This window comes from Aurantiacibacter gilvus (assembly GCF_038289935.1).
Lineage (GTDB): Bacteria > Pseudomonadota > Alphaproteobacteria > Sphingomonadales > Sphingomonadaceae > Alteraurantiacibacter > Alteraurantiacibacter gilvus.
Window position 1 is genome coordinate 1,529,255 of sequence record NZ_JBBYHV010000001.1, and the last position, 24,909, is coordinate 1,554,163.

General features: G+C 65.1%; 30 protein-coding genes. 5 read left to right on the plus strand and 25 right to left on the minus strand.

Going from position 1 to position 24,909, the window contains the following annotated elements; genetic code table 11:
• Positions 1-90: 90 nt before the first annotated feature.
• The 9 genes from AAEO60_RS07495 to AAEO60_RS07535 form a co-directional block, all read right to left on the minus strand.
• Complete coding sequence (locus AAEO60_RS07495; RefSeq protein WP_341673029.1) at positions 91-555, minus strand: hypothetical protein; 465 nt, start codon at positions 553-555, stop codon at positions 91-93.
• Positions 556-578: 23 nt separating this feature from the next.
• Positions 579-1,706: a DNA polymerase III subunit beta gene (dnaN, locus tag AAEO60_RS07500; protein ID WP_341673030.1), complete on the minus strand. Its 1,128-nt coding sequence runs from the start codon at positions 1,704-1,706 to the stop codon at positions 579-581.
• A 164-nt stretch (positions 1,707-1,870) separates the two neighbouring features.
• Complete coding sequence (locus AAEO60_RS07505; protein ID WP_341673031.1) at positions 1,871-2,512, minus strand: SGNH/GDSL hydrolase family protein; 642 nt, start codon at positions 2,510-2,512, stop codon at positions 1,871-1,873.
• Between the two features lie 3 nt (positions 2,513-2,515).
• Positions 2,516-3,280: a 3-oxoacyl-[acyl-carrier-protein] reductase gene (gene fabG / locus AAEO60_RS07510; protein WP_341673032.1), complete on the minus strand. Its 765-nt coding sequence runs from the start codon at positions 3,278-3,280 to the stop codon at positions 2,516-2,518.
• Positions 3,281-3,327: 47 nt separating this feature from the next.
• On the minus strand, positions 3,328-4,146 hold the full coding sequence (locus tag AAEO60_RS07515) for a hypothetical protein (RefSeq protein WP_341673033.1): 819 nt from the start codon (positions 4,144-4,146) through the stop codon (positions 3,328-3,330).
• A 162-nt stretch (positions 4,147-4,308) separates the two neighbouring features.
• Complete coding sequence (locus AAEO60_RS07520; protein WP_341673034.1) at positions 4,309-5,226, minus strand: beta-propeller domain-containing protein; 918 nt, start codon at positions 5,224-5,226, stop codon at positions 4,309-4,311.
• An 89-nt stretch (positions 5,227-5,315) separates the two neighbouring features.
• On the minus strand, positions 5,316-5,903 hold the full coding sequence (locus AAEO60_RS07525; RefSeq protein ID WP_341673035.1) for a hypothetical protein: 588 nt from the start codon (positions 5,901-5,903) through the stop codon (positions 5,316-5,318).
• An 88-nt stretch (positions 5,904-5,991) separates the two neighbouring features.
• On the minus strand, positions 5,992-6,927 hold the full coding sequence (fabD, locus tag AAEO60_RS07530) for an ACP S-malonyltransferase (RefSeq protein WP_341673036.1): 936 nt from the start codon (positions 6,925-6,927) through the stop codon (positions 5,992-5,994).
• A 25-nt stretch (positions 6,928-6,952) separates the two neighbouring features.
• Positions 6,953-7,783, minus strand: a complete 831-nt coding sequence (locus AAEO60_RS07535; RefSeq protein WP_341673037.1) for an LD-carboxypeptidase — start codon at positions 7,781-7,783, stop codon at positions 6,953-6,955.
• A 110-nt stretch (positions 7,784-7,893) separates the two neighbouring features.
• On the opposite strand from AAEO60_RS07535, the gene AAEO60_RS07540 reads away from it, so the two are divergent.
• Together AAEO60_RS07540 and AAEO60_RS07545 are read left to right on the plus strand one after the other, a co-directional pair.
• Positions 7,894-9,258, plus strand: a complete 1,365-nt coding sequence (locus AAEO60_RS07540) for a glutamate ligase domain-containing protein (protein ID WP_423970108.1) — start codon at positions 7,894-7,896, stop codon at positions 9,256-9,258.
• 44 nt (positions 9,259-9,302) lie between these two features.
• A complete protein-coding gene (locus AAEO60_RS07545; RefSeq protein ID WP_341673039.1) occupies positions 9,303-9,605 on the plus strand; it encodes a hypothetical protein in 303 nt (100 codons plus the stop codon).
• Between the two features lie 10 nt (positions 9,606-9,615).
• Here AAEO60_RS07545 and AAEO60_RS07550 read toward each other — a convergent pair whose 3' ends face one another.
• From AAEO60_RS07550 to AAEO60_RS07560, 3 genes are all read right to left on the minus strand, one after another.
• Positions 9,616-10,572: a DUF808 domain-containing protein gene (locus AAEO60_RS07550; RefSeq protein WP_341673040.1), complete on the minus strand. Its 957-nt coding sequence runs from the start codon at positions 10,570-10,572 to the stop codon at positions 9,616-9,618.
• A 68-nt stretch (positions 10,573-10,640) separates the two neighbouring features.
• Positions 10,641-11,162: a DUF3237 domain-containing protein gene (locus AAEO60_RS07555; RefSeq protein WP_341673041.1), complete on the minus strand. Its 522-nt coding sequence runs from the start codon at positions 11,160-11,162 to the stop codon at positions 10,641-10,643.
• 4 nt (positions 11,163-11,166) lie between these two features.
• Positions 11,167-12,153 (minus strand): amidohydrolase family protein, encoded by a 987-nt coding sequence (locus tag AAEO60_RS07560; protein ID WP_341673042.1) that lies wholly within the window; start codon positions 12,151-12,153, stop codon positions 11,167-11,169.
• A gap of 173 nt (positions 12,154-12,326) precedes the next feature.
• On the opposite strand from AAEO60_RS07560, the gene rpsF reads away from it, so the two are divergent.
• The 3 genes from rpsF to rplI are packed head-to-tail and all read left to right on the plus strand — an operon-like array spanning position 12,327 to position 13,580.
• Positions 12,327-12,692: a 30S ribosomal protein S6 gene (rpsF, locus tag AAEO60_RS07565; protein ID WP_341673043.1), complete on the plus strand. Its 366-nt coding sequence runs from the start codon at positions 12,327-12,329 to the stop codon at positions 12,690-12,692.
• Positions 12,692-12,916 (plus strand): 30S ribosomal protein S18, encoded by a 225-nt coding sequence (gene rpsR / locus AAEO60_RS07570; RefSeq protein ID WP_341673044.1) that lies wholly within the window; start codon positions 12,692-12,694, stop codon positions 12,914-12,916. The genes rpsF and rpsR overlap by 1 nt, the downstream gene beginning before the upstream one ends.
• Before the next feature lie 13 nt (positions 12,917-12,929).
• Positions 12,930-13,580, plus strand: coding sequence for a 50S ribosomal protein L9 (gene rplI / locus AAEO60_RS07575; protein WP_341673045.1), 651 nt, complete (start codon positions 12,930-12,932; stop codon positions 13,578-13,580).
• Positions 13,581-13,907: 327 nt separating this feature from the next.
• On the opposite strand, the gene AAEO60_RS07580 is transcribed toward rplI, so the two are convergent.
• The 13 genes from AAEO60_RS07580 to AAEO60_RS07640 all read right to left on the minus strand — a co-directional run bounded on the left by AAEO60_RS07580 (position 13,908) and on the right by AAEO60_RS07640 (position 24,897).
• Positions 13,908-15,962 (minus strand): TonB-dependent receptor plug domain-containing protein, encoded by a 2,055-nt coding sequence (locus tag AAEO60_RS07580; protein WP_341673046.1) that lies wholly within the window; start codon positions 15,960-15,962, stop codon positions 13,908-13,910.
• Positions 15,963-16,095: 133 nt separating this feature from the next.
• Entirely contained in the window at positions 16,096-16,557 is a 462-nt protein-coding gene (locus tag AAEO60_RS07585; protein ID WP_341673047.1) for a hypothetical protein, read from the minus strand.
• 118 nt (positions 16,558-16,675) lie between these two features.
• A complete protein-coding gene (locus AAEO60_RS07590) occupies positions 16,676-17,242 on the minus strand; it encodes a hypothetical protein (protein ID WP_341673048.1) in 567 nt (188 codons plus the stop codon).
• 40 nt (positions 17,243-17,282) lie between these two features.
• Entirely contained in the window at positions 17,283-18,278 is a 996-nt protein-coding gene (locus AAEO60_RS07595) for a YncE family protein (protein ID WP_341673049.1), read from the minus strand.
• Positions 18,279-18,324: 46 nt separating this feature from the next.
• A complete protein-coding gene (locus AAEO60_RS07600) occupies positions 18,325-19,077 on the minus strand; it encodes an alpha/beta fold hydrolase (protein WP_341673050.1) in 753 nt (250 codons plus the stop codon).
• 2 nt (positions 19,078-19,079) lie between these two features.
• Positions 19,080-19,814 (minus strand): DUF4336 domain-containing protein, encoded by a 735-nt coding sequence (locus tag AAEO60_RS07605; RefSeq protein ID WP_341673051.1) that lies wholly within the window; start codon positions 19,812-19,814, stop codon positions 19,080-19,082.
• Between the two features lie 9 nt (positions 19,815-19,823).
• Positions 19,824-20,372 carry a hypothetical protein gene (locus AAEO60_RS07610; protein WP_341673052.1) on the minus strand — a complete coding sequence of 183 codons (549 nt, stop codon included), beginning with the start codon at positions 20,370-20,372 and terminating at the stop codon, positions 19,824-19,826.
• A gap of 6 nt (positions 20,373-20,378) precedes the next feature.
• Entirely contained in the window at positions 20,379-21,404 is a 1,026-nt protein-coding gene (locus AAEO60_RS07615; protein WP_341673053.1) for an aspartate-semialdehyde dehydrogenase, read from the minus strand.
• 91 nt (positions 21,405-21,495) lie between these two features.
• Entirely contained in the window at positions 21,496-22,698 is a 1,203-nt protein-coding gene (locus AAEO60_RS07620; RefSeq protein WP_341673054.1) for an APC family permease, read from the minus strand.
• Between the two features lie 333 nt (positions 22,699-23,031).
• Positions 23,032-23,403 carry a 50S ribosomal protein L19 gene (gene rplS / locus AAEO60_RS07625; protein WP_341673055.1) on the minus strand — a complete coding sequence of 124 codons (372 nt, stop codon included), beginning with the start codon at positions 23,401-23,403 and terminating at the stop codon, positions 23,032-23,034.
• 11 nt (positions 23,404-23,414) lie between these two features.
• On the minus strand, positions 23,415-24,149 hold the full coding sequence (gene trmD / locus AAEO60_RS07630; protein ID WP_341673056.1) for a tRNA (guanosine(37)-N1)-methyltransferase TrmD: 735 nt from the start codon (positions 24,147-24,149) through the stop codon (positions 23,415-23,417).
• Entirely contained in the window at positions 24,146-24,571 is a 426-nt protein-coding gene (locus AAEO60_RS07635; RefSeq protein WP_341673057.1) for a hypothetical protein, read from the minus strand. The genes trmD and AAEO60_RS07635 overlap by 4 nt, the downstream gene beginning before the upstream one ends.
• The gene (locus AAEO60_RS07640; RefSeq protein WP_341673058.1) at positions 24,568-24,897 is read right to left on the minus strand and encodes a hypothetical protein; all 330 of its coding nucleotides are present in this window, start codon (positions 24,895-24,897) and stop codon (positions 24,568-24,570) included. Before AAEO60_RS07640 ends, AAEO60_RS07635 begins: the two co-directional genes overlap by 4 nt.
• Between the last annotated feature and the right edge of the window lie 12 nt (positions 24,898-24,909).

The following is a 24,909-nucleotide window of genomic DNA, read 5'->3' on the forward strand; positions in this document are numbered from 1 at the left end:
CACCGTCCCGGCGGGCGACAGGAATGGGGAATGCCACGGAACCCGGCGCCATGCATTGGCGGGATTCGCGGTGATGCAGTGGGTAGCGGGCTAGTCCCGCGGCAGGACCATCCGGCCGGCGCTCGCCTCCGCCAGCCTGCGCCCCAGCTTCTTCGTCACCATGATGTGCCCACCCTCGCCTTCTTCGCCGAACAGCAGGTCGTAGTAGTCGACGATCAGGAGCGAGCGGGTCTTCACGGAAAGCTCGTCCCACGGCACGAGGATCGGCTTGGCGAAGGGGGCCATCAGCGTCATGATCTTGAGCCGCATGCCGGTGGAGCAGGCTTCGAAGGTCAGCACGTTGCGGAAGTTGACGCTTGCCAGCGGATGCGGACCTATCGCGCCGCTCTGCCAGCCGAAGGAGCCGAGCACGGTATCCTCGCGATCCGGATAGCGTTTGGCGACCTTGGACCAGCCGCTGATCGCCATCAGCAGGCTGGTGATGCCCAACCACATCAGCGGGAAGATCAGCAGGAAGAGGCCGACGACGAGCAAGGTGATCATCGTCTGGCTCATGTCCTACCTCCCTTGATGCGGCATCACACCCGCATCGGCATCAGCACGTAAAGCGCCGGGCTGCTCTCGTCCTTGCGGATCAGTGTCGGGGCACCGGCATCGGCGAAGTGCAGTTCCACCTTGTCGGTATCCATCTGCGCAAGGATGTCCTTGAGGTAACCGGCGTTGAAGCCGATCTCCATGCTCTCCGATCCGTATTCGCCCGACACCTCTTCGGTGGCGTTGCCGTTGTCCGGGCTGGTGACAGTCAGCGTGACCTTGTCGGCATCGAGGCCCATCTTCACCGCGCGGGTCTTTTCCGTGGCGATGGTGGCCACGCGGTCGACACCGGCGAACAGGCTCTTCGGGTCGACCTTCAGCAGCTTGTCGTTCCCGGTCGGGATCACGCGGCTGTAATCGGGGAAGGTGCCGTCGATCAGCTTGGAGGTGAGAACCACACCGCCCTCGCCGCCCAGTTTGAAGCGGATCTTCGACGGCGACAGGTCGATCAGGACATTGCCCTCCATCGCCTCTTCCAGCAGCTTGCGCAGCTCGGCCACGGCTTTGCGCGGCACGATCACGTCGGGCATGCCTTCGGCGCCAGCCGGGCGCGGCAGGGTGAAGCGGGCAAGGCGGTGGCCGTCCGTGGCCGCCGCCTTCAGCACGCCGCCATCATCGTCAGCGACGTGGAAGAAGATGCCGTTGAGGTAGTAGCGGGTTTCCTCGGTGCTGATCGCAAAGCGCGTGCGGTCGATCAGTTCGGCCAGCGTCTTGGCGGGCAGTTCGAAGCTGGTCGGCAGGTCGCCTTCGACGATCACCGGGAAGTCGTCACGCGGCAGGGTCGGCAGGGTGAAGCGGCTGCGACCGGCCTTGATGACCATGCGGTTCTCGGAAGTCTCCAGCGCAACCTCGCTGCCGTCGGGCAGCTTGCGCGCGATGTCGAACAGCAGGTGGGCCGAGACGGTGATCGCGCCGCCGCTTTCGACCGAATTGGCTTCGAGGCTTTCGACCACCTGCAGGTCCAGGTCGGTCGCCATGATCTTTACATGGCCCTGCTCGTCAGCCTCGATCAGCACGTTGGACAGGATCGGAATGGTGTTGCGCCGCTCTACCACCGACTGGACGTGAGACAGGCTGCGCAGCAGTTTGGCGCGTTCGATGGTGGCCTTCATCGCAAATCATTCCCCATTGCGCGCCGCGGTGCCGGACAAGCCCGGACTCGCCCGCAAGCGCCGGTAAAAAGCTCTCTTACCCTTAGCGGAGGTGCGGATACGGGCAAGGATTCGGGGTGAGAGAACCCGATTCCTTGGGGAAAAGTGGGGTAGCGAGCGCGCTGTCAGACGAAAACGCGCGAATTCCGGCCAAAGACGCGCGAATTCGTGGCCTTGGCGTCCACGCTTCGCACGTAGTTGGCGATGGCAGCGGCGATCTTGGCTCCGCCTCGTACCGACGGCTCGATCGTATTCCCGTAATCCGCCGCCTCGTCGCAGACCAGCCGCAGGTCCAGCAGGTCAAGCCCGGCGCGGTGAACGTCGCGCGTGATCGCATCGTTGATCACGCTGATCGCTGTCGCCGTGAGTTGGCCCATGTTGGCGTCGTAGATGGTGCACACGGCAGTGGGGATGGCCAGCTGGCTCGCCCGCTGCACCATGGAGCGGTACGGCGGCTCGAACTCCGCCCGCGCCTGCATCAGCAGGGCGAGCGCCGAGGCCACGGTCGACACCTCCTTCTCCAGCATGGAGGCATGGTGGAGAATGTCGTTGCCGCCGCAGGACACCACGACATGCGTGGCATCCTCCGGGCAGAGGTCCAGCTGCCGTTCGACCTGCTCGCTTATGCTGCCGTCGACCGCCAGCAGGGTCACCCGGTCTTCGGGATCGAGCTCCGAACGCAATTGTTCCGTAACGTCCGGCCAGCCGGGCACATAGGAAGCGTTATCGAGAATCGAGTCCCCGAACAGGATAACGTGGCGCGCCATTGCTCACCCCAGCATCGCCATGCCGCCATTCACGTGCAGTGTCTGGCCGGTGACATAGCTCGCTTCCTTGCTGGCAAGGTAAGCCACGGCGGCACCGATATCGTCGCCCTCGCCCATGCGGCCCATGGGGATGCGGGCGTTGATGGCGTCCTTCTGCTTGTCGTCGAGCGCTTCGGTCATGGCCGAGCGGATGAAGCCGGGGGCCACGCAATTCACGGTGATGCCGCGCGCGGCGAGTTCCTGCGCCATCGACTTTGACATGCCCACCACGCCGGCCTTGGCGGCGCAATAGTTCATCTGGCCGGGATTGCCCGTCGCGCCCACGACGCTGGTGATGTTGATTATGCGGCCGAAGCGGGCCTTCATCATCGGGCGGGCGCTGGCGCGCATCAGGCGGAAGGTGGCCTCGAGGTTGACCTTGATGACCTGCTCCCACTCCTCGTCCTTCATGCGCATGGCGAGGTTGTCGCGGGTGATGCCGGCATTGTTGACCAGGATATCGACCTTGCCCAGCGTATCGACCGCAGCAGGCACCAGTTCTTCCACCTGGACGGTGTCGGACAGGTTGCAGGTAATCTCGACGTGGCCGTCATGGTCGTGGTGCGGCACGTCTTCGTTGAGCTGTTCGCGGAACGAGCGCAGCTTGCTGCTGTTCGAGCCGCTAAGCGCGAGGCGCGCGCCCTGCTTCGCCAGCGCATAAGCAATCGCCGAACCGATCCCGCCGCTGGCGCCGGTGACGAGCGCGGTCATGCCGTTAAGTGAAAACATCGGGGCTCTCCTGCAATACTCTTGCCGCCCCTCTCGCGCGTGTCGCGCTAGCGGTCAATGGCGGTAGAGAAATCCACCCGCCGCCTTTCCGCAATCTGTCCACCGTTCATGCGCCCTTCGACCAGTTCGTAGCCCATCAGTGCGAAGATGCGGCCCTGCATGAAGATCGGGCGGGCATTGCCGTACCAGTCGACACAGGAAGCCACGCAGGCGTCATCGCGGCCCTGCCCACCGTCGGCTTCCAGCTCGCCTGCCATGGACAAGGTGCGGTTGTCGCGGCGCAGGAAGGCGATGGCCGAGCCGCCGCCGAGGAAGGCTGGCGCGCCCGCACGGGGGTTGCGGCGAACCGGCAGGCCCAAAGTGCCGCTGTCACCGTCCGATCCGGCGTCGGGCCGGTAGAAGAAGGCCTGGCTGCGGCTCTCGCCCTCGCCCGATGCGGGCAGGAGGAAGGTGGATTCGATCTCCGGTGTTCCCGCCAGGCTAACGGCGGTGAAGCCGAGTGCGGCCTTGGCAGTGGTGCCGATGGCCACGGCATCGCGGCCCAGCACGTCGAGACGCGAGACCGAATGCGGCATGACAAGCGTGGTGACCTCGCCGCCGCCCAGCGGCACGACATGCAATTCGTTGCGCTGGCCTTCGCGGTTCCAGTGATTGGCACTGTAGAGCAGGTGCCGCCCGACAAAGCGGTTCTGCAGCGACCAGCCGTCCACCGCAGGCAGTTCACGCAAGGCACCGGCCTCGAGGTTGCCGTCGCCCACGGTGAAGGCAGCCAGCGGAACCGTCAGCAGGCCGACATCGCCGCTGGTGAACTCGCTCGCCCACATGGCATCGCCCTGGCTTTCGCCGCGCAGGACCACGCGCAGCACCTCGTCCTGCTGGTCCTCGCTGAAGGAGAACTGGTCGATGGGGCCACCAGAAACTGCGACCGCCCCAGGTGCCGAACCGTCGAGCGGCAGGCGGAACAGCTGGCCGGGCAGCGTCAGGCTGTCTTCCCGCCTCCAGAAGGGGCGGTACTGGCCGGTCCAGACTTAGACCGCGTCGCGTGAGACGTAGAAGGTGCGGCTCCAGTCGCCGAGTACGGCGTAGGCTTCGCAGGTCATCTCCTCCGCCGCGAGGTCGCAGCGGGTGACTGTATGCAACATGGCCGGGGCCGCGCCCGCATCGCGGTAGACGTTGGAGATGTGGATGTCCTCGGCCGTGGCCAGCACCACGCCCTCGTCCAGCGAGCCGTCCTGCTGCCGGGTGCGCAAGGTCGGCAGGCTTTCGCGCCAGCCCTGCCAGTTCATGTAGAGCGGGGTGTAGAACACCAGCTGGTCGCCGATCAGGCGCGAGGCGTAGTTGCTCGACGAATAATAGTCGCCCGACTTCAGGTAGTGTGTGTCGCGGTAGGTCAGCGATCCGTCGCGGCCGACGCGGAAGCGGTTCAGCTCGGTGCCGCCCGCGCTGTAGGAATAGCCGATGACGATAACCTCGCTGCCGCGCACCAGCATTTCGTCGTACCAGGCGCCGTAACCTTCCGCGCCGGGCGGAAAGGCGTCGATGGCATCGAGCGGTGCCAGCGCGTCGCCCCCCACGCGCACGGTAAACAGCCGCCCCCGCCGCAAGACGACGAGGTAGTCGCCGACGTTCTTGACGATCCCCCCCTCGTCGACGCCGGCCTCCTGCGTGTTGGTGATGCTTTCGTTGGCGGGAGGTTCAGGCTCGGCGATGTCGTACATCGCCGGGGATTCGAGGTACTCGACTTGCGACTGCGCCCGGTCATTGCGCTCGCGCAACGCGAGCATGGCCTGCGCAAACTGGTCGAGTTCCTCCTCGCTCTCGAAGCTGGAAACGGTCTCGCTGCTAGGCACCGTGCCCTGGACCGGCTCCAACGACAGGTCGGAACAGCCTGCCAACAGGACAAGCGCGCACCCTGCCGGGACATAAGCCTTTGCGAATCGGACCATCTCAACTCACCCGCTTCAATGATACAATGTTACATTGAAGCGGGTGAGTTGTGAATGCCCTGTTTATGGCGTCAGCCTGAAAGGCCTGTTCAGAGGGCTTCGAAGCGGCTGGCAGCCAGGTCGCGATTGAGCGATGTGGTCAGCCAGGTGCCGAGCCAGGCGCCGAATTCGAACTCCAGCGGAACGCCGTCCACGCGCACGACGGAATCGACCATGGCGCGGTCGGCATCGGTCGCTTCACGCGGCGTCACGCCAAAGGCACTGGTCCCGGCCACAGCCGAAAATGCCTCGATCAGCGCCACGCGATCAGCCTCTTCGTAGTTGGTCAGCAGTTCGAATTTCTGCAGCGGCTCGATCGGCATGGCCTGCAGGATGACGTCGGCGAACAGCGCCGGTCCGGCATATTGCGCCGCGGCCGCCGTGGCCTCTTCGCTCCATCCATGTTCGACCGCGCATTGGCGCACCCGTTCGCGGATCACCGCCGCAAGCTCCGGCGTGGCTGACGGGTTTCGCACACTGTCGAAATCGTAGGCTTCCCGGAACGCCCGGATCACCTCCTGCTGCGTGTCCGAGAAGCCACCGGCCACGCAGTCGAGGTTCTCCTCTGCGGCAGCCGGGGCAGCCGAAAACGCTGTTGCGAGCAATGCAGCAGGAAGCAGGATGCGGACGGAGGTCACGTCAATGCGCCCTATAGCAGCGCCATTGCAGGTACGGCGGCGAAGGGCGGCGCGAGTGCCGCCGCGGTAGCCGCACGACGCCCCAACATCAGCCGATTTCCTTTGCCAGCAGTTCGATGTCCTCCATGCCGATCACGCTGGACGTGGTCACATCAGGGGCAATCTTGCGGATCATCGGCGCCAGCACCTTGCCGCCCAGTTCGACGAAATGGGTCACGCCGGCAGCTTCCATGGCCAGCACGCTCTCGCGCCAGCGCACGCGGCCGGTGATCTGCTGCACCAGCAAATCACGCTCGCTCGCCGGGTCCGTGACTTCGGCGGCGGTGACATTGGCGTAGAGCGGCAAGCGAAAGGCCTGCGGCGGAGTGTTTTTCAGCGCCACATCCATGCGTTGCGCCGCTGGCCCCATCAGCGAGCAGTGGAAAGGTGCCGAAACCGGCAGCTTCACGGCTCGCTTGCAGCCGTATTCCTTGGCCATTTCCACCGCACGGTCGATGGCTTCGGCATGGCCGGACAGCACGACCTGCCCCGGATCGTTGTCATTGGCGACTTCGCAGACCTGGCCCTGTGCGGCGGCTTCGGCCAGCGCCTGCGCCTTTTCGAGGTCAGCCCCCAGCAGCGCACACATGGACCCAAGGCCCAGCGGCACGGCATCCTGCATGGCGATGCCGCGCGTGCGCAGCAGCTTGGCGGTGTCGGTCAGGCTGAACGCGCCGACCGATGCCAGCGCGGTATATTCGCCCAGCGAGTGACCAGCGACACAGTGGCCCTTCTCCGCCAGGTGAAAACCGCCATCCTCGAACACTTTCACTACGGCCATGGCGTTGGCCATGATCGCAGGCTGGGCATTGGCCGTCATGGTGAGTTCGCTCTCGGGACCTTCGGCCATCAGCTTGGCAAGGTTCTGGTTCAGCGCTTCGTCGACTTCGCCGAATACTTCGCGGGCGGCAGCGCTGGCTTCGGCGAGCTCGACGCCCATGCCGACCTTCTGGCTACCCTGGCCAGGGAAAACGAATGCAATCATGGAAACTCCTTCTCTGGAGGTGCGACTATGCGCCGGAAGCGCTGCACGCAACACCGAAGGGGACAATGGCATTGGCCGCATCGTGGCCGATATCGGCGCGCCCGAGATAGGGAATCCCCGTCCGCTCGCACCAGTAGCGAGCCACTTCTTCCTCGGTCATGCCGAAAGGGCGGTCGTTCTCGGGCACGTCGGAAACGCGGCCCAGCCGGATCCCCGCCACGCCGCGCAGGTTTTCGCAGATGTGGAAAAACAGCCGGTCGACGGCATAGAGGTGCTCGGCCACCTCTTCCACCAGCACGACATGGCCGGTGAGGTCAGGCATCAGTTCGGTGCCGACCAGCATGGCCAGCGTCATCAGGTTGAAAGCGACCGTCGGGCGATCATCGAGGCCCGCTTCCAGCGGCACCGCTTCGCCGGACAGGTAGCGCAGCACGCGGCGCACGGCCTCGTCGCCGCCCTTGCGCCGCACGTCGCCCGCGAGCGGCCCGTGCACCGGCTTGCCCACTCCGTGCCTGTAGAGCCCGCCAAGCAAGGTGCCCGCGTCGGAATAGCCCAGGTAGGTCTTGTCGCGCGCGGCTTCGCCCAAGGCCGCAATCGCCGGCGCGGCAATGCGGTTGGAGCCATAGCCGCCCATGGCGAACCACACGGCATCGACCTCGGGATCGTTGGCCGTTGCCACGAAGGCCGCCAGCCGTGCTTCATCATCGCCAGCGAAATGGCCATGTTCAAGGAAGCATTGCGGGTGGAAGGCCAGCTCCACCTGCGGGAACTCTGCTGCCGCCAGTGCCAGCACGGCGTCAGCGCGATCGCGCAGGATCGGTTTGCCCGGACAGACACAGGTAATGCGCGTTGTCATCGCCCCTCCCTAACATCCGCTTCACAACTTGCGAGTCCCCGCGTAACCGGTGCCACATGAGTACCCAGCAAAAGCGCTCGTATTTCTTATGTGGCATTGGCGGGTCGGGCATGTTGCCCCTCGCCCAGATTGTGAAAGGCATGGGCCACACGGTCGGCGGCTCCGACCGCTCCTATGACCAGGGCCGCACACCGGAAAAATTCGCCTGGCTGGAAAGCCACGGCTTCCAGCTGTTCCCGCAGGACGGAAGCGGCCTCACCAGCGGGGACCAGGTGCTGGTGGCCAGTGCGGCAATCGAGGACACGGTCCCCGAAGTGGCGCGCGCCAAGGCGCTGGGCTGCCCGCGCCAGACGCGCGCAGAACTGCTGTCCGAACTGTTCAATGCCGCGCCCTGCTCGCTCGCGGTCGGCGGCACCAGCGGCAAGTCGACCACCACCGCCATGCTCGGCTGGATCATGGAAGAGGCCGGCAGGCGCCCCACGATCATGAACGGCGCGGTGATGAAGAACTTCGCCGGACCCGACAATCCCTTCGCCAGCGCCGTTGTCGGCAGCGGCGAGGTATTCGTCAGCGAGGTCGACGAAAGCGACGGTTCGATCGCACTCTATCTCCCCACCGTGTCGCTGCTGCTCAATGTCAGCCTCGACCACAAGAGCATGGACGAGCTGCGCGTGCTGTTCGGCGATTTCCTCGAACGTGCCGAACGGGGGGTGGTCAACGCCGACGATATCGAGGCCTTCCGGCTGGTGGCGCGAGCGAACGAACCGCTTACCTTCGGTCTCGACAACGGCTGCGCCGCACTGGGCATTGTCGAGGGGAGTGTCGCCGAACAGCACGAGGGTCAGACGGCCACGGTCATCGACCGGCGCGATGACAGCAAGCATGCCTTGGCGCTCACCATGCCCGGCAGGCACAACCTGTCCAACGCGCTGGCAGCCATTGCCGCCGCCAATGCCGCTGGCGTGCCGGTGGCCGATGGCGTGGCGGCACTGGGCAGCTTCAAGGGCCTCGCCCGCCGTTTCGACGTGCTCGGCACCAGCAAGCGCGGCGTTACCGTGATCGACGACTTCGGCCACAACCCCGAAAAGGCCCGCGCCACCCTGCGCACGCTGAAAGCGCAGACCGGCCGCGTGATCGCCTTCTTCCAGCCGCACGGCTACGGCCCGCTGCGGCAGATGGGCAACGAACTGGCGCAGACCTTCGCCGAAGAGCTGGGCCCGGACGACCTGATCCTCATGTGCGAGCCGGTCTATTTCGGCGGCACGGTGGACCGCAGCCAGGGAAGCGAGCGGATTGTCGACCTGATCAACGCTGCAGGCGGCCCGAATGGAGTAAGGGCCGAATTCATCGAAACCCGCGAGGATTGCGGCCAGCGCATCGTCGAACTGGCGCAGAGCGGCGACCGCGTCGTGGTGATGGGCGCCCGCGACGATACGCTGACAACGTTCGCGGAAAGCCTTTTGCAACGTTTATAGGTCAGTCTTGGCCCCGGAAAGCGAAGTAACGAGGGCTTTACGTCGTGCAGAAGAGTTACCGCCAGGGCGGCATTTTGGCGCTGGATGCGCCGATCGGCACCTACCTGGTCCATGCCTATTTCGACGACAACCAGGTCGACTTGGTGAAATGCAACGTGCTCGGCTGGCAGATCGCCGCCGACCGCAAGGTCACGCCCATCGTGGTCGACCCGCGCGCGGCCGATGACGATCACTGGTACGTGATCCACCCCGATGGCCGGGTCGAATGCTCCGACGGGCGCAGCTGGGACAGCGAGGACATCTGGCTCTACGAGGAAAAGCGCCAGCGCCGCCGCGACGCGGCCTGAGCGCCCTGGCCTAATGCTCCGCCGCGGTCTCGTGACCGAGCTTGAACACCTTGTGCAGCACGAAGACTATTACCGATCCAACGGCGAGGCCGAACAGGGCTGACAGGCCGGCGAATGTCAGCCAGCCGAGCAGGCCGCCTGCAGCCCCGGCAATGGCGGAGACGCTGTCTTCGATCCCCAGCACCCAATATTCCGGACCGTGCACACCGATTGCGGCAAGGCCGTGCAGGATGATGCCGCCACCCACCCACAGCATGGCCACGGTTCCGACAACCGAAAGCAGCACCAGCAATTTCGGCATGGCCTGTACCAGCCAGCGGCCGAACTTGCGTCCCGCCGAGGTAACGCCTTCCTTCGCCAGGTGCAGCCCGACGTCGTCCATTTTCACGATCAGAGCCACGGCGCCGTAAACGACAACGGTAATCGCCACGCCGACCACCGCCAGCACCCCGGCGCGAACAAGCAGGTCTTCTGCCGCCACTTCGTTCAACGTGATGGCCATGATCTCGGCGGAGAGGATCAGGTCCGTCCGCACTGCGCCGGAAACACGCCCCTTTTCGAACTCGACCGGATCCTCGATCTCGTCTTCCAGTGTCTTGCCGTGCTTTTCGCCGCCCAGCTTCTCGACGATCTTTTCCGCGCCTTCGTAGGAGAGGTATGCGCCGCCCGCCATGAGGATCCAGACGATCGCCTGTGGCAGGAACTCGCTGAGCAGCAGGGCACCCGGCAGCAAGATCAGCAACTTGTTGATCAAACTGCCCTTGGTGATCTTCCAGATGATCGGCAATTCGCGACTGGGATCGAGCCCGGTGACATAACTGGGCGATACCGCCGCATCGTCGATCACCACCCCGGCCGCCTTGGTTCCCGCCTTGCCGGCTGCAACACCGATGTCGTCCACCGAAGCGGCGGCGGTGCGGGCAATGATCGAAATGTCGTCGAGAAGGGCTACGAGGCCGCCGGGCATGTGCTGGATTCTCCTGCGGGATCGGCCAAGCTTACGCTCGAGTGGCGCAAGTTATCCCGATTTCCCGTTCAGTTGGCGCGATAGATGGTGATCACCACATGCGGCTCGGCAACGCTCGGGTCAAACCCGAGTGTGCCGATATACCCGCCCCGTGTCAGCCAGTCGTATTCGCCGAGCGGGGCTTCGAAGGCAGGGCTGGTGCGGACCGGCTGGGGCGGCCCCTCGCCAGCAGCAGGCATGCAGAGCGTGCCGGTGTTGACAACATTAATGACTACGCCGTCATCGGTGCGCAGGAAGTAGTCCGCGACGATATCGGTGCAATTGTCTGATCGATCGAGTTGCCAGTCCCAGCCCATCGGCAGGATCTCGCCGCGCATCTCGGGGCCTTCGAAGGTTCCGCCGGTGATCGGAATGATGCGGCGCATACCGCGGGGCGTCTCTCCCACCTGGATCGCCTCGCCCAGCGTCACCACCGAACGATAGAGCAGTTCAAGCCCCGGCTCCGGCGGCGCGGCTGGCGGCCCCTCTTCCTGGGCCATGGCAGGCACCGCGAACAGCAGGCTCGCGGCAAGGATCATCGACTTTCGCATCAGGTTACTCCCGGTCGAGGCGCAGGAACCGCGCCGCATTGTTGTAGAGGATGTCTCGTTTCTGTGCTGGCGACAGGTAGTCGGCGTTCTGGATGATGGAGACCGAATAGGCCATCAGCCCAGGCCAGCTGAGCTGGTCCGTGCCGAACATCACCCGGTCGCCGAAGCCGGCATCGACCAATCGCTCGATATAGCGGTTCACTTCCTCGATCGGATAGGACCAGATCAGGCCCGCCGTGTCGACATAGACGTGGCTGTTCGCCTGCAGCAGGGCCAGCATGTTGTCGATCATCGGGTAGCCCGCGTGCATGACCTGCACCCGCAGGCGCGGATGGCGCGCCAGCATCTCTTCCAGCAGGAAGGGGTCGCCCATGGAGGCGCGATAGGTGGGCATGGTGACATTGGCGCGGCCGGAGCCGCCGGTGCCCATGTGGATCGCCACGGGGATATCGAGCCGCTCGGCCAGGGCAAAGTAGTCGTCGACGCTGGGATCGCTCGGCGACACGCCGGCATATTGCAGGCCGATCTCGCCCATCACCGCGAACCCGCCGTCGGTGAACAGCATTTCCAGCCGCTGCAATTCTGCGGCGCGGTCGGTATCGGGGCTCATCGCGAAGGAAGTGCCCGCGATCACCCGGTCCGGCGCGGCCTGCTGGTAGGCGCGCACGCTGTCGGGATCGCCGAACACGACGGCGGTGACATTGAGCCGTTCCATCTCCGCCACCACGTCGTTGAGGTATTCACCCGGTTCGGCGGCATAGAGGCGCGGCGAGCAATCCTCTCCTGACCAACCGAAGAACCCCTCTTCTCCGTCTGCCGGATCGGACGCGAGGAACTGCTGCGGATTGGGGCACAGCGGCGCGGTGCCGGGGCGGCTTTCCAGCTGTGAATGGACATGCACGTCGATGATCGGCGGCGGCGGACTATCCTCCTGTGCCAGCGCAGGTGTAGCAACGGCCAGAGCGAATCCGGCGGCGAGCAATCTATGCATGCAAGTCCTCCCTTGCCGCTCCTCCTAACTGTGCTTGCATTCGGACGCAATTTCGCTATGTGCGCCCCTTCCCTGCCACCGGACTTGCCGGACGGGGAAATCAAGAAAGCCGGAGGGGCCCCGCGATCCGCGCGGACAAGCCAGCGATCGGCATGGAGTGAAAGGAAGCGCACATGGCTCTTTACGAGCATGTTTTCCTCGCGCGTCAGGACCTGAGCCAGGCTCAGGTTGATGCGCTTGCAGCCAGCGCCACGGAAATCGTGGAAGCACAGGGCGGCAAGGTCGTGAAGACCGAGACCTGGGGCCTCAAGAGCCTCGCCTACAAGATTGACCGTAACCGCAAGGCGCATTTCGTCCTGCTCAACATCGACGGGCCCGGCTCGCTGGTGACCGAGCTGGAACGCCAGAACCGGATCAACGAAGACGTGATCCGCTGGCTGACCATCGCCGTGGAAGAGCACGAAGACGGCCCCTCGGTTATGATGCGCAAGAATGACCGCGACCGTAAGCGTCGTTCCGACCGTGAGGAGCGCAACTGATGGCCCGTCCGTTCTACCGCCGCCGCAAGTCCTGCCCGTTCTCGGGCAACGACGCTCCCGTGATCGACTACAAGGACACGCGCCTGCTACAGGGCTTCATGTCCGAACGTGGCAAGATCGTGCCCAGCCGCATCACCGCCGTTTCTGCCAAGAAGCAGCGTGAACTGGCCAAGGCCATCAAGCGCGCCCGCCACCTGGGCCTGCTGCCCTACATCGTGAAGTAAGAGGAGAAGACACATGGATATCATCCTCCTCGAACGTATCGGTGGCCTAGGGTCGATCGGTGACGTCGTCACCGTGAAGGACGGCTATGCCCGTAACTTCCTGCTGCCGCAGAAGAAGGCGCTGCGCGCCAACGAAGCGAACAAGCAGGTCTTCGAAGCGAACCGCGACAAGCTGGAAGCCGAAAACGCCGAAAAGCGTACGGCTGCAGAACAGCAGGGTACCAAGGTCGAAGGCACCGAGATCGTCCTGATCCGCGCCGCTTCCAACGCCGGCCAGCTCTACGGCTCGGTCAACGTCCGCGACGTCGCTGCCGGATTGGCCGACAAGGGCCACGACATCGACAAGAAGCAGGTCATCATGGGCGCGCCGATCAAGACGATCGGCATGTTCGAAGTGACCATACGCCTTCATCCCGAAGTCGAAGTCGCCATCAAGGCCAACGTGGCCCGCTCGGAAGACGAAGCCGAACTGCAGAGCCAGGGCGTGGACATCCTCAAGGCTGCCTTCGAAGAAGAGCACGGCGAAGCTGTCGGCTTTACCGAAGAGCTCGACCCCGACCGCGAGCTGGGCGAACTGCCCGCAGCTGAAGGCGAAGAAGCTGCTGAAGAGGCTCCGGCCGAAGAAGCTGCAGCCGACGAAGGTGAAGAAACCAGCGAAGGCTGAATGCTTCGCGCAAGCACACGAAAAGGGGCGCTGCCTTAGCTGGCAGCGCCCCTTTTTCTTTGCTCGAATTGGGATCCCCTCGGAACCGGATCACGTGCTCCCCGCCCAGCCGCGACGCGGCGCACGAACTGGCCCAGTCGTGACCGAAGACGCGAATGCCCCTGGCGCGCAGGTGCAACCCGCCGATGCTGGAGATGTGCGCAGCAGCGCGCGGAGGCGGGCAGACATCGCAGACACCATCGCGAATCAAAGTTTGCTAATATTCGCAGTTCTAATATGGAGGTTGCGGGGCCGGGTTCACGACCCGCCTGGCCCCACAAGCCTCCCCTAGAACTGCGCCAACAGGCGAATCCATCCGCTGTGACCGTAGCCGGGCAGGCGTTCGCCTAACGGCACGTCCGAAGCACCCACGCGGCTGCGTCCGGCCAGGTGCGGCTGGTATTTGGTGTCGAACAGGTTTTCCACGCCTGCTTCCAGCGTTACCTCCGGCAGCACCGCGAAGCGCCCGAAAAGGCCGACCACGGCATAGCCGTCACTCGGGCTCTCGCCGTTGGTCAGCGAGACCTCGTCCTGCGCTGCCGCCGCGAACAGCTCCGCGCCCAGCGCCACCCGCGCACCCTGCCAGACGGCGGAGAGGCGCAGGTTTGCAGGCGAGACGCGGTAGAGGTTGTCGGCAATGTCGCGGCGCTCGCCGCGCACGAAGCTGGCCGTGCCGGACAGCTCCAGGCTCTCCACCGGACGCAGTGCGAAGTCGAGATCCACGCCCCACAGCTCCGCATCGACATTGGTGAATTGCAGCGGGGTGGGATCGCCGTTCATGGCCGCGACCATCTCCACCGGCGTGTCGACCACGCCCACGGTGGCATCGTAGGGCATGCCCTGGATGTAGTCGTCCACCCGGCGGTAGAACAGCGTCGGGCGGAAGCTGGCCATGCCACCGTCGAAGTCCGCGCCGATCTCGGCGATCCACGCGGTTTCCGGGTCGAGCGCAAGGTTGCCGACGTAGATATTGCCGTCGGCAAGGCCGAAGCTGGCCTCGGTCGGCAGCCAGCCGAAGCGTTCGAGAAGGCTCGGCACCCGCTGCTTGCGCGCCAGCGTCAGGCGCGGCGTGACCGCGTCCATCGGCAGCCATGCCCGCAGCACCGCATCGAGGGTGGTCTCGTCGTAGGTCCGGTCCGCTGCGGTGAACATGGCAGCGAGGTTGCGCGGCCCCATCGGCACCGCCGAACCCAGTTCGGGCACACCTGCCGCTTGCGAGGTATGGTCCAGCCGCGCGCCCAGTTCGGCCTCAACCGCGCCAAGGCTGCCGCGCCACTGTACATAGCCACCAAAGCGGTCAGATTGCAGGTTCGGCTGGGCATCGAGGAAGAAGTCCGCATTGGTGGGATCGGTGATCCGCACGAACTTGTCGACCAGTTCCATGTCCCCGCCCGCTTCGACGTAAGCGTTGGCCGTGCCGAAGCGCAGGCTGGCCTCTGCCGTCGTGGTGCCGGCATCGGCAAAGGTCGCCCGCGCGCGCGGCGCCGGTGGCTGGCGCAGAGTCTGGTTGTCCATCAGGTGGCGCACCGCGACATGGCCGACGCGCAGGTCGAGATGCACGTTATCCGCCACGTCCCCGCGATAGCCGCCCTGCACGAAGTCGGTATCGAAGTAGATGATATCCATGGCGAAGGGCGGATTGCCCGAAGGGTCCGTCTCGCTGCGGCGGTATTCGGCCCAGAGCTCACCCTCGCCCAGACGGTAACCCGCGTGGACGCCATAGAGGTTTCGCTCGAAAGAGGTGCCGACAGCCGTACCGCCGGGGAATTCGTAGTCATCGCCCTCCTCGCGGCTGGCGATCACGCCGAGGCGCCATTGGTTGGTGGCCAGCGCCACCAGCCCGCCCAGCGCATAGCTGTCGTCCACCGTGCGGTACTGGCTGGCAAGGCGGACCTGCGCCGCGACGTCAGTGCTGCCGGTATAGTGCGCCTGCACCAGCTCGGCATTCACTGCACCGGCGAGCGAAGGCCCTTGCGCCACGGGAGCGACACCGCGCGCTACCTCGATGGCTTCGACTAGGATCGAGGGGGCATAGTGCAGCGGCGGGTCCATGGCATTGGGGCCGCCCGTGGCGAAGCGCTGGCCGTTCACGCGCCCGAGCACACGCTCGCCCGCCAGCCCGCGGTAGGAGAGTTGGCCCGACAGGGCACCATTGCCCACCAGTGCCCCGCCAGGCGTGCGGGCGGCGATGGCGGCGGCATCGGCCGGCAGGGCGATCTGCTGCGGCGGTTCGACAGAGTCGATCGCCTGCGCGTCGACGCGGGTGGAGGTGACGACGATGCGGTCGGTCAGGACCTCGTCGGCGGCTTGGGCATTGTCCTGCGCGACCGCGGTCTGGGACACGAACAGGGTGCAGGAGGCGAGCAAAGCCGCCCTGCAAAGAGGCTTGATAAACATTGCAATTTCTTTCGCTGACATGCGCGTGGGCGCGTGCGCCGGCAGTGCCGGGCAGCGCCATGGAATTACGGATTGTCGGTCAGCCCTGGCGGGGCGGCGCGCGCAGCGGTGGCCTGAGGCGGTCGGCTGGCCGGATCGCGAGATCGGGCAGTTCGGGCGTTTCAGTTGTCGCGCCATCGCTGACGGGCGCGGCGATGGCAGGCGCATCGACCCCGAGGGCGGCAGAACCCAGCGCGGAGAAGGCACAATCCTGCTTGCCCTGCGCGGTGACGGGAACGCCATCGTCCAGATCAAGGGGAGCATGGCCCATGGCGGCGTGGTCGACGCCGTGCATGGCCGTGTGCGCCTGGTCGCCCTCGTCCTCCAGCGCAGCGCGCGCCAGCGGGTGGGTGACCGGACACATGGTGACCGCCAGCCCGTGGCCGGGCGTCGCTGCCAGCATATGGCCCGTCGGGACAAGCGCGTGCAGCGCCAGTGCCGCCAGCAGCAGCACGAGCGATTTCGGCCCCTTCAGGGTGATGAGTTTGCGAAGACCCGTCATCGAACTGGCGGCCAGTTAGCGGCTCAGGCAGCGCTTGTCATTTGATCCGGCGCAAGGGGTGCCGATTTTTCATCCTCGGTTCGCATATCCGTGCCAACCACCTCTGACGCGGCTCTTGCTATTGATCGATCACGTCGCCCGGATCGATCGGTCGCGTGATGACCACGGGTTTCTTGAACGACGCGGCCTCGGCCAGGCGCGCGGCCCTTTCCTGTGCCTTGCCGGCCAACCAGTTGGCGAGAATTCGGCACCCGTAAGTCAACGCCAGAAGCAGGACAAAAAAGCCGAGCAGTTCCCATTCACCGTGGACCAGCGCCGCGATAAAGCCGATCGGCACAATACCAATCCCGAACAGAAACAGGCCCAGAATGACCGCGACAAGGCCCCAGACATCGTAGGTGAACGCCAAGGCCCAGACCCACAAGATTGCCCCGAATATGAAGGACACCAGGCCGAAGCCCATTGCCGCCAGACCGCGCGATCGCGGAATGATTGCCAATGGAACCAGCAGCAGGAGCGTTGCCCAGCACGTCGCTTCGAAGGCAGTCGGTGTCGCTTCAAGCGCCCACAGGCTCAGCTCCGCTGCCCCGTAAAGCAGGATGACCGGGACTGCGAGCAAGGCGAGGAGGAATAGGCCGCCAAGCAACGCGCCACCAGCATTCCTGAGCCTTCCGGTTACCAACATGGCTTTTCCCGCTTTCCCTCGAACATTGTCTGACTTGATTTCAATCCGTCACCGCCAGCCCGTCGCCGCCCGGCCCCGTCGGAATGCGGCGCAGGACCTCGCCGCTGGCAAAGTCTACCTCGGCGATGGTGTCGTTCGCGGTCTCCGCAGCGTAGAGACGCGCACCGTCTTCGCTGAAGACCAGCGTCACCTGCACCGCGTCGCGGCTGCCGGACACCGGTATGGTGCGCACGACTTCGTCGGTGGCGGTGTCGATCACGCTCAGGTCACCGCTGCCGAAGTTGCTGCTCACCACCCAGTCGCCCGACGGGTGCATGGCAAGCCGGATCGGCACTTGGCCGGTCGGCACTTCAGCCTGCACATCCAGCGTCATCGGATCGAGCCGGTAAGCTACGCTGTCGGCATTGGAGGAGACCCACAGGCTCGTCCCATCGGGTGACAGGGCGATAGCCTCGATCTGCTCGCCGATGGCGGCGCGAGTGACCTCGCTCATCTCGCCCGGGGTAATGTCCCACAGGACGACTTCGCCGGTCGGGATGATCGTGCCCCAAGCGAGATTGCGCTCCACGTCCACCGCCAGCAGGTGCGGCCCCACATCGCCGGTGGCAAGGTCGAAGGTGCCCATCAGGCGGCCGCCGACATCGAGCAATTGCACGATCGCCCCGCTGCCCTCTGCACCGGCGAGCACCCGGTCGTCGGCCAGCCACAGCGCCACATGCGAGCGGGCGCCTTCGCCAAGGTCCAGGTCCTCGACAGGTGCGAGATCGGCGGTCGTGTAAATCTCCGCCGTATGGCCCGAATAGCAGGCAACCATCACCCGCTCGCCGTCCGGAGAGACCGACAATTCATGCGGGTTCTCGCAAGTGTCGGCGCGGTGGGTTTCCTCGCCGGTGGCAAGGTCGATGCGTGACAGGCTGGCACCGCGCTTGTTGGCGACGAACATGGTCCCTGCGATCTCGTCCGAAGGCACGGGTTCGGCACCCGCCCCGCAAGCGGGCAAGGAGATGGCGATGGCGGCGGTCAGCAGGCGGCGCATGTCTGGCTCCTCGGTCTGTGTCCCGGCGCCAGTCTATCACCCGCGCCTACGAAAGGAAGTCGACCAGTGCGCGGCCCATGTCGGGCTTGGTGACGCTGCTCATGTGCGTGCCCGGCACCACGGCAATCGTGGCATCGGGCAAGGCATCGCGCAGCCGCTCGGGCGAGCCGTTGTCGCGGTCCTCGTCGCCGATGAGGATCAGTACGGGCATATCGAGCGCGCCGAGTTGATCCTCCCCGATGTCTTCCACTCCCTGCGTCATCAGCAGCCGCGCGGCGACACGGTCGATGCCCTGCGTCTTCATGAAGCTCTTGGCGAGGAAGGCCGGGTCGCCGCGTTCGATCTCGTCGAAGCGGTCGATCATGTCGACGAAGAAGGCAGAGCGCTTTTCCCAGTTGGTCAGCCCCTCGATGCCCATGCCCGCCAGCACCAGCTTGCGCGGGCGCAGGCCGGCGATCACCGCACTGGTGGCCGTGCGCGCGCCGAGCGAGAAACCGACGAGGTCGAAGTCCTCCAGCCCCAATGTCTCGACGATATGCAAGGCATCGCGCACCAGCACGCCGGGCGTGTAGAGCGCCGGGTCGGTGGGCGCGTCGCTGTCCCCGTGCACGCGCCAGTCGGGCATGATGCATTCGAAACCGGCATCGGCCAGCTGCTTGGCGTGGCCGAACTTGATCCAGTTGATCTCGGCGCTGGAGAACAGGCCGTGCAGCATCAGGACGGGGCGCCCTGCCCCCATGCGGTGCACGGCGATGCGGGTGCCATCTGGGGCGGTTATCGTGTCAGTCGTCAGTTCCATGGTCACTTCGGCATGGCCCATTTGAAGGCCCGTCGCAATTCGGCCGACGCATTTTCCGTGTAGGGCTTCCCATGCGTCATGGTGACTGCCTCGACAGGCCAGTCGAGCATCCTGCCGATCTGCTGGCGTACCATGTCCATCTTCGGGCGGAAGGTCAGCCGCGCGTCGTAAGGCAGGCTGCCGTTGGCGTGGAACAGCTGGATCGCCCAGCGTTGCAGCCGGTTGCGCACGCGCAGCGGTTCGAAGTTCTCGATCAGGTCGACCAACACCAGCAGCCTTGCCGATTTGACGAAGAACACCGCCTCGCTGAACACGGTGCCTGGGACCAGCAGCCAGTCGATCTCGTCCTGCCAGTCGAACCGCGCGTCCATCTCAAGCTTGCGGTCGATGCGAAAGGGGCGCTTGGCCTTCTCGTCGAGGTCCGGCACGGCCAGCGTCTCGGCGTGGGGATAGCGTTCGATCCAGTCGGCCATGTACCAGTAGTGGATAGAGTTGGGCGCGACGAGGTAGCGCACCTCGCCGAGGTCCTGCAGCGCGGCGAACAGGCCCTCGTCAGGCGCGATGGGCGAATGCAGCCACAGGCCGCCGCCCGCCAGCCGGACCACGGTCATGCGGGTAGGAAAGGGAACCTTGAAGGGGCCGAAGTCCATGCGGATTTCCGGCCCGTCGACGATCCAGACATTCTCGCCGAACGGCTTGGGGACGTTGAGCGGCTCGTACGGTTCGTAGGCGCACATGGCGAATGCCTAGCGCGCGATGCAGTTCTCGCCTGCCCACAGCGCGATGACAGCCGCGTCGTCCTCCGGCCCGCTGAACAGGCCGGAGATCACCGGCGTTTCGGCGGCACCGATGGTGAATTCCTCGCCCAGCGTGGATTCGTCGTAGAGCGCGACATTCTCGCCCGCCAGCAGCTCCGCGCGGGTGCCGATATCGGTATAGGGCGGCTCGGCGAAATAGCCGGCGAAGGCGTCGTCGCGGAACGACAGGGTGACGCCTTCGTAGGTGGTCCAGGTCAGGCCGCAATCGTTGGGATCGGCGCTCTCGTCGATCGCCTCGCCCAGCACGTTGCCCAGCGTCGCTTCGGTGGGAATGCGGCCCGATCCGAAGGGCACGGCCAGTTCCTCGAACCCGGCCTGCGCGGGGATGACGATGCCGGTGCCCTGCAGGTCCAGCGAGGCATCCGCCAGCGGGTTGGCAGCGTCGATTTCGTCGTCAGACAGCGGCGCCGCTTCATCGCCTGCCTCCCCGCAGGCAGCAAGCATGAGCGGGAGGGCGAAGAGAGCGAAACGGCGCATGAGTGACTATCCCTTTTGCAAGTGACGGCGTCCGAGCAGTTCGGCGATCTGCACGGCATTCAATGCCGCACCCTTACGCAAATTGTCGCTGACGCACCACAGGACGAGGCCGTTATCGACGGTCGGATCGTCGCGTACGCGGCTGACGTAGGTGGCGCCGTCGCCTGCGGCTTCCACCGGGGTGACGTATCCGCCGTCTTCGCGCTTGTCGACGAGCATGATGCCCGGCGCCTCGCGCAGGATATCCTGCGCCTGCTCCGCGCCCAGCTCGTTCTCGAACTCGATGTTCACCGCTTCGGAGTGGCCGACGAAGACCGGCACACGCACGCAGGTGGCGCTCAGCTTGATCTTCGGATCGAGGATCTTCTTGGTCTCGACCACCATCTTCCACTCTTCCTTGGTGGAACCGTCATCCATGAACACGTCGATGTGCGGGATGACGTTGAAGGCGATCTGCTTGGTGAACTTGCTCGGCTCGGGCTTGTCGCCGACGAAGATGGCGCGGCTCTGTTCGAACAGCTCGTCCATGCCTGCCTTGCCCGCGCCGGAGACCGACTGGTAGGTGCTCACGACCACGCGCTTGATCGTCGCGGCATCGTGCAGCGGCTTCAGCGCCACCACCAGCTGCGCGGTCGAGCAGTTGGGATTGGCGATGATGTTCTTCTTCTTGTAGCCGTCGATGGCGTCAGGGTTCACCTCGGGCACGATCAGCGGCACGTCGGGGTCCATGCGGTAGAGCGACGAGTTGTCGATCACCACGCAGCCGGCAGCCGCCGCCTTGGGGGCATAGATCCTGGTTGCCTCGCTACCGCAGGCGAACAGCGCCATGTCCCAGCCGGCAAAGTCGAAGTGCTCGATGTTCTTGCACTTTGTGGTCTTGCCGGAATCGCCGATTTCGATCTCGGTCCCGGTCGAACGCGGGCTGGCCACAGCCGCCACTTCGTCCATGGGGAATTCGCGCTCGGCCAGAATGGCGAGCATTTCGCGCCCGACATTCCCCGTCGCTCCCACAACCGCTACCCGATAACCCATTTTACGTCGCTCCAAATTGAAAGGTGCGCCTGACTAGCGCCGTCGTTCGCACTTGCAACACAAAAGGCGGTTTCAGGCGATACCGCCCGCCCTACACTATTCCGGCGAGGTAGAGCACCAGCATTGTCGCCCCGGCGAGCGAGCCGAACAGGCCGACAGCGGCGATCCAGCGCCGGCCCGCGCGGTGGTGGATCGCCAGCCAGTTGACCAGGCCGAAGACCAGCAGGAAGACGAAGCTCGCCGCCTCCACCAAACCCGCGATATTGCCGAGCAAGACCAGCGCGATAGCCACGCCGGAAATCACCAGCGTACCGAACCACGGCACGTTGCGCTTGTCGCGGCTGGCAAAGAGCCCCGGCAGTTCGCCGTCCTGCGCGGCGCTCTCGGCGAGGCGGGCGGTGGCAAAGACGGTGGCGTTGATGGCGGACCCGGCAGAGAAGGTGGCGGCAATGGAGACGGCGACAAAGCCGAACAAGCCGAGCGCTTCCTGTCCGGCCAGCGCCAGCGCGACTTCGGCCTCGTCGACGATGGCCGGTGCCCCCGCCAGCATGGTCGCGCCCAGCGCCACGACGACATAGGTCAGCGTGGTGACGATGATGGCCGCCGGCATGGCAACCGAGATGGTGCGCGGGGCATCGCGCATCTCGTCATAGTCATAGCTGAGCAGCTGGAAGCCCTCGTAGGCCATGAAGACCACCCCCATGCCCACCAGCGCCGCGCCGAAGCCGACCGGCTCCCCCGGTTGCAGGACGAGCTGCTCGGGCGCCCAGTGCCACAGGCCGATGCCCGCAAGGCCCAGCAGGATCACCAGCTTGCCCCAGACCGCGACCTTCTCCAGCAGGGTCGCCTCGGCAGCGCCCAGCAGGTTCACGCCTGCGAGCACCGTGATCGCGCCGACAGCCGCCAGCAACGCCACCCAGTGCGGCGCATCGAAGACGTTGGCGGCATAGGCTCCGAAGGTGACGGCGTAGACCGAGACGGTGAGCGTGTAGCCAAGGATCAGCACCCAGACGACGAAACGCGCCAGCCGCTTCCAGCCGGTCTCGCGCAGGTAGGCGTAGGAACCCCCGGGCTTGTCGAACTTGCGTGTGAGCGCGGAATAGGACTGGCCCGAAGCCAGGGCCACCAGTCCGCCGATCAGGAAGCTGAACCAGGTCCAGTGGCCCGCGACGGTGATGACCACGCCCATGGTCGAGAAGATCCCGCCGCCGATCATTCCGCCCACCGCCATGGCCCAGGCACCGCCGGGGCCGAGAGCATTGTCCTGGTCGGGCGACGAGGTGCGTACGGTCATGCTGCGCTCCAAGCACGTGTCGCTTGCCGCTGCAAGAAATGCCGCGTCAGACGGCCAACATGGTTAATTTGCCGCTAACCATGTTTGGTAGGGCGATGTTAACCTCGCACCTTCAACTCTTGGAAAGGTGGTGAGGGAAACCCTGGTCCCACTAACACCACCGCTCACAGCGCCCGCGGATTTTCTATCGGGCCCGAAAACGCAAAGGGGCGGCTTCCACCTTCTGGGAAGCCGCCCCTTTCTGTTCGCGGATCAAGGCCGGGTGAACAGGCACATACGAAAAAGGGCGGCCATCGCTGGCCACCCTTTCTTGTCTCGGTTCGGAGAGCCGCCTTACTTGGGCGCGTTCTCGCGGCGCTCGGCGATACGGGCGCTCTTACCGGTACGGCCGCGCAGATAGTACAGCTTGGCACGACGCACGATGCCGCGGCGGACCACGGTAATGCTGTCGATGTTCGGCGAGTAGAGCGGGAAGACACGCTCCACACCTTCGCCGAAGCTGATCTTGCGGACGGTGAAATTCGAATTGATCGAACGGTTCGAACGCGCGATCACCACGCCTTCGAAGTTCTGGACACGGGTACGCTGGCCTTCGACCACGCGCACACCGACGCGCACGGTGTCACCGGCGCGGAAGTCGGGAATTTCCTTCCCTTCGGTGAGGCCCTGAATTGCTTCGGCCTCGAGTTCCTGGATCAGACCCATGGGTCATTCCTTCATTTTTTCCGCTGCGCGCCAGAGGCAGACGGGCCCGGAGTGCCACCGTGGCGCTCCCAAAGGTCCGGCCTGCGTAACCGAGTATCGTCTTCGCTCCTTGCCTTGCGCCAAGCAGCGATCTTCGCATGATCCCCCGATCGCAGCACTTCAGGGATCGTGCGCCCTTCCCATTCCTGAGGTCGGGTATATTGCGGATATTCGAGAAGCCCGTCTTCGAAGGACTCTTCGGTACCGCTTGAAGGCGCGCCCATTACGCCGGGAAGCAGGCGAATGCAAGCGTCGAGTATGGCCAGTGCAGCAGGCTCCCCGCCCGAGAGGACGATGTCGGCGAGGCTGACCTGCTCGATCTGCGGACGGGCCTCGAACAGGCGCTCGTCAAACCCCTCGAAACGGCCGCACAGAATGATCACGCCGGGACCGCCGGCGATCTCGCGGATGCGCTCCTGCGTGATCGGCTTGCCGCGCGGGGTCATGGCCAGGATCGGCGTCTTCGGCTGGCGCGCCACGGCATGGTCTACCGCGCTGGCGAGCACGTCCGCCTTGAGCACCATGCCCGCCCCGCCGCCGGCCGGCGTATCGTCGACCGTGCGGTGCTTGTCGGTGGCGAAGTCGCGGATCTGGATCGTGTCGCACGACCACTTCTGCTCCTCCAACGCCCGGCCCGCGATGGATTGCCGCAAGGGCCCGGGAAACATCTCCGGGTAGAGGGTGAGGATGGTGGCGGCGAAGGTCATTCGAAGGTCCCGACTACTGGTTGCGGTTGTGCACGACGACGCAATCGCCGAGCCAGGAGGAGCGCGCCCAGCCACGACATGGCGAAGATAACTACAAGCACGGACCTGAATAAGGGACTGCCCAAATGAATTGCGGCAGCAGCCGCCTCGCTGAATTCCATGTTCTGGAAGATCACCAGGTTGGTAAATCGGATGGCGCCGAAGCCAGCGATCGAGCCAAATGCGGCAATGGTGGCGTTGAAGACTAACGACCGCTCATGGCCGAACCGGTGGAAAAGCCAGACGATCACCAGAGCAAGCGGCAGGAACAGTAAGCCCGCCAAACCGAATGCTGCGATTGTTTCCCAGGCAGGTGCGCGACCGCCATCCAGATATCCGAACTGATTGGTGGGAGCCTCCGAAGCAGCAGCTGCGTAAATCACTTGCCCGCCTTCTCCGCCGCCCGCCTCCGCGCATAGGCATCGCCCAGCAGGCCGACGCCAAAGCCGGTGACGGCGGTCATCACGCCCAGCACGTAGAGGCCCATGGCCCAGAGCTGCGCCATGTCGTCGCAGTCGTCGACCACGCAATTGCTTTCGCGCGTCAGCGTCACCCAGAGCGCGAAGCCGAAGAACGGCAGGCAGGCGGGGAGCGCGGCCACGGCGGCGTTCTTGAGGTTCTTGCGCTCCGGCCAGTAGTGGGCGAGCCCGAACCCGATGGGGAACGGCACCACGATGACGAGGACGAAGACGAGCAGGTTTACAAGCATGACCCTGCGTTA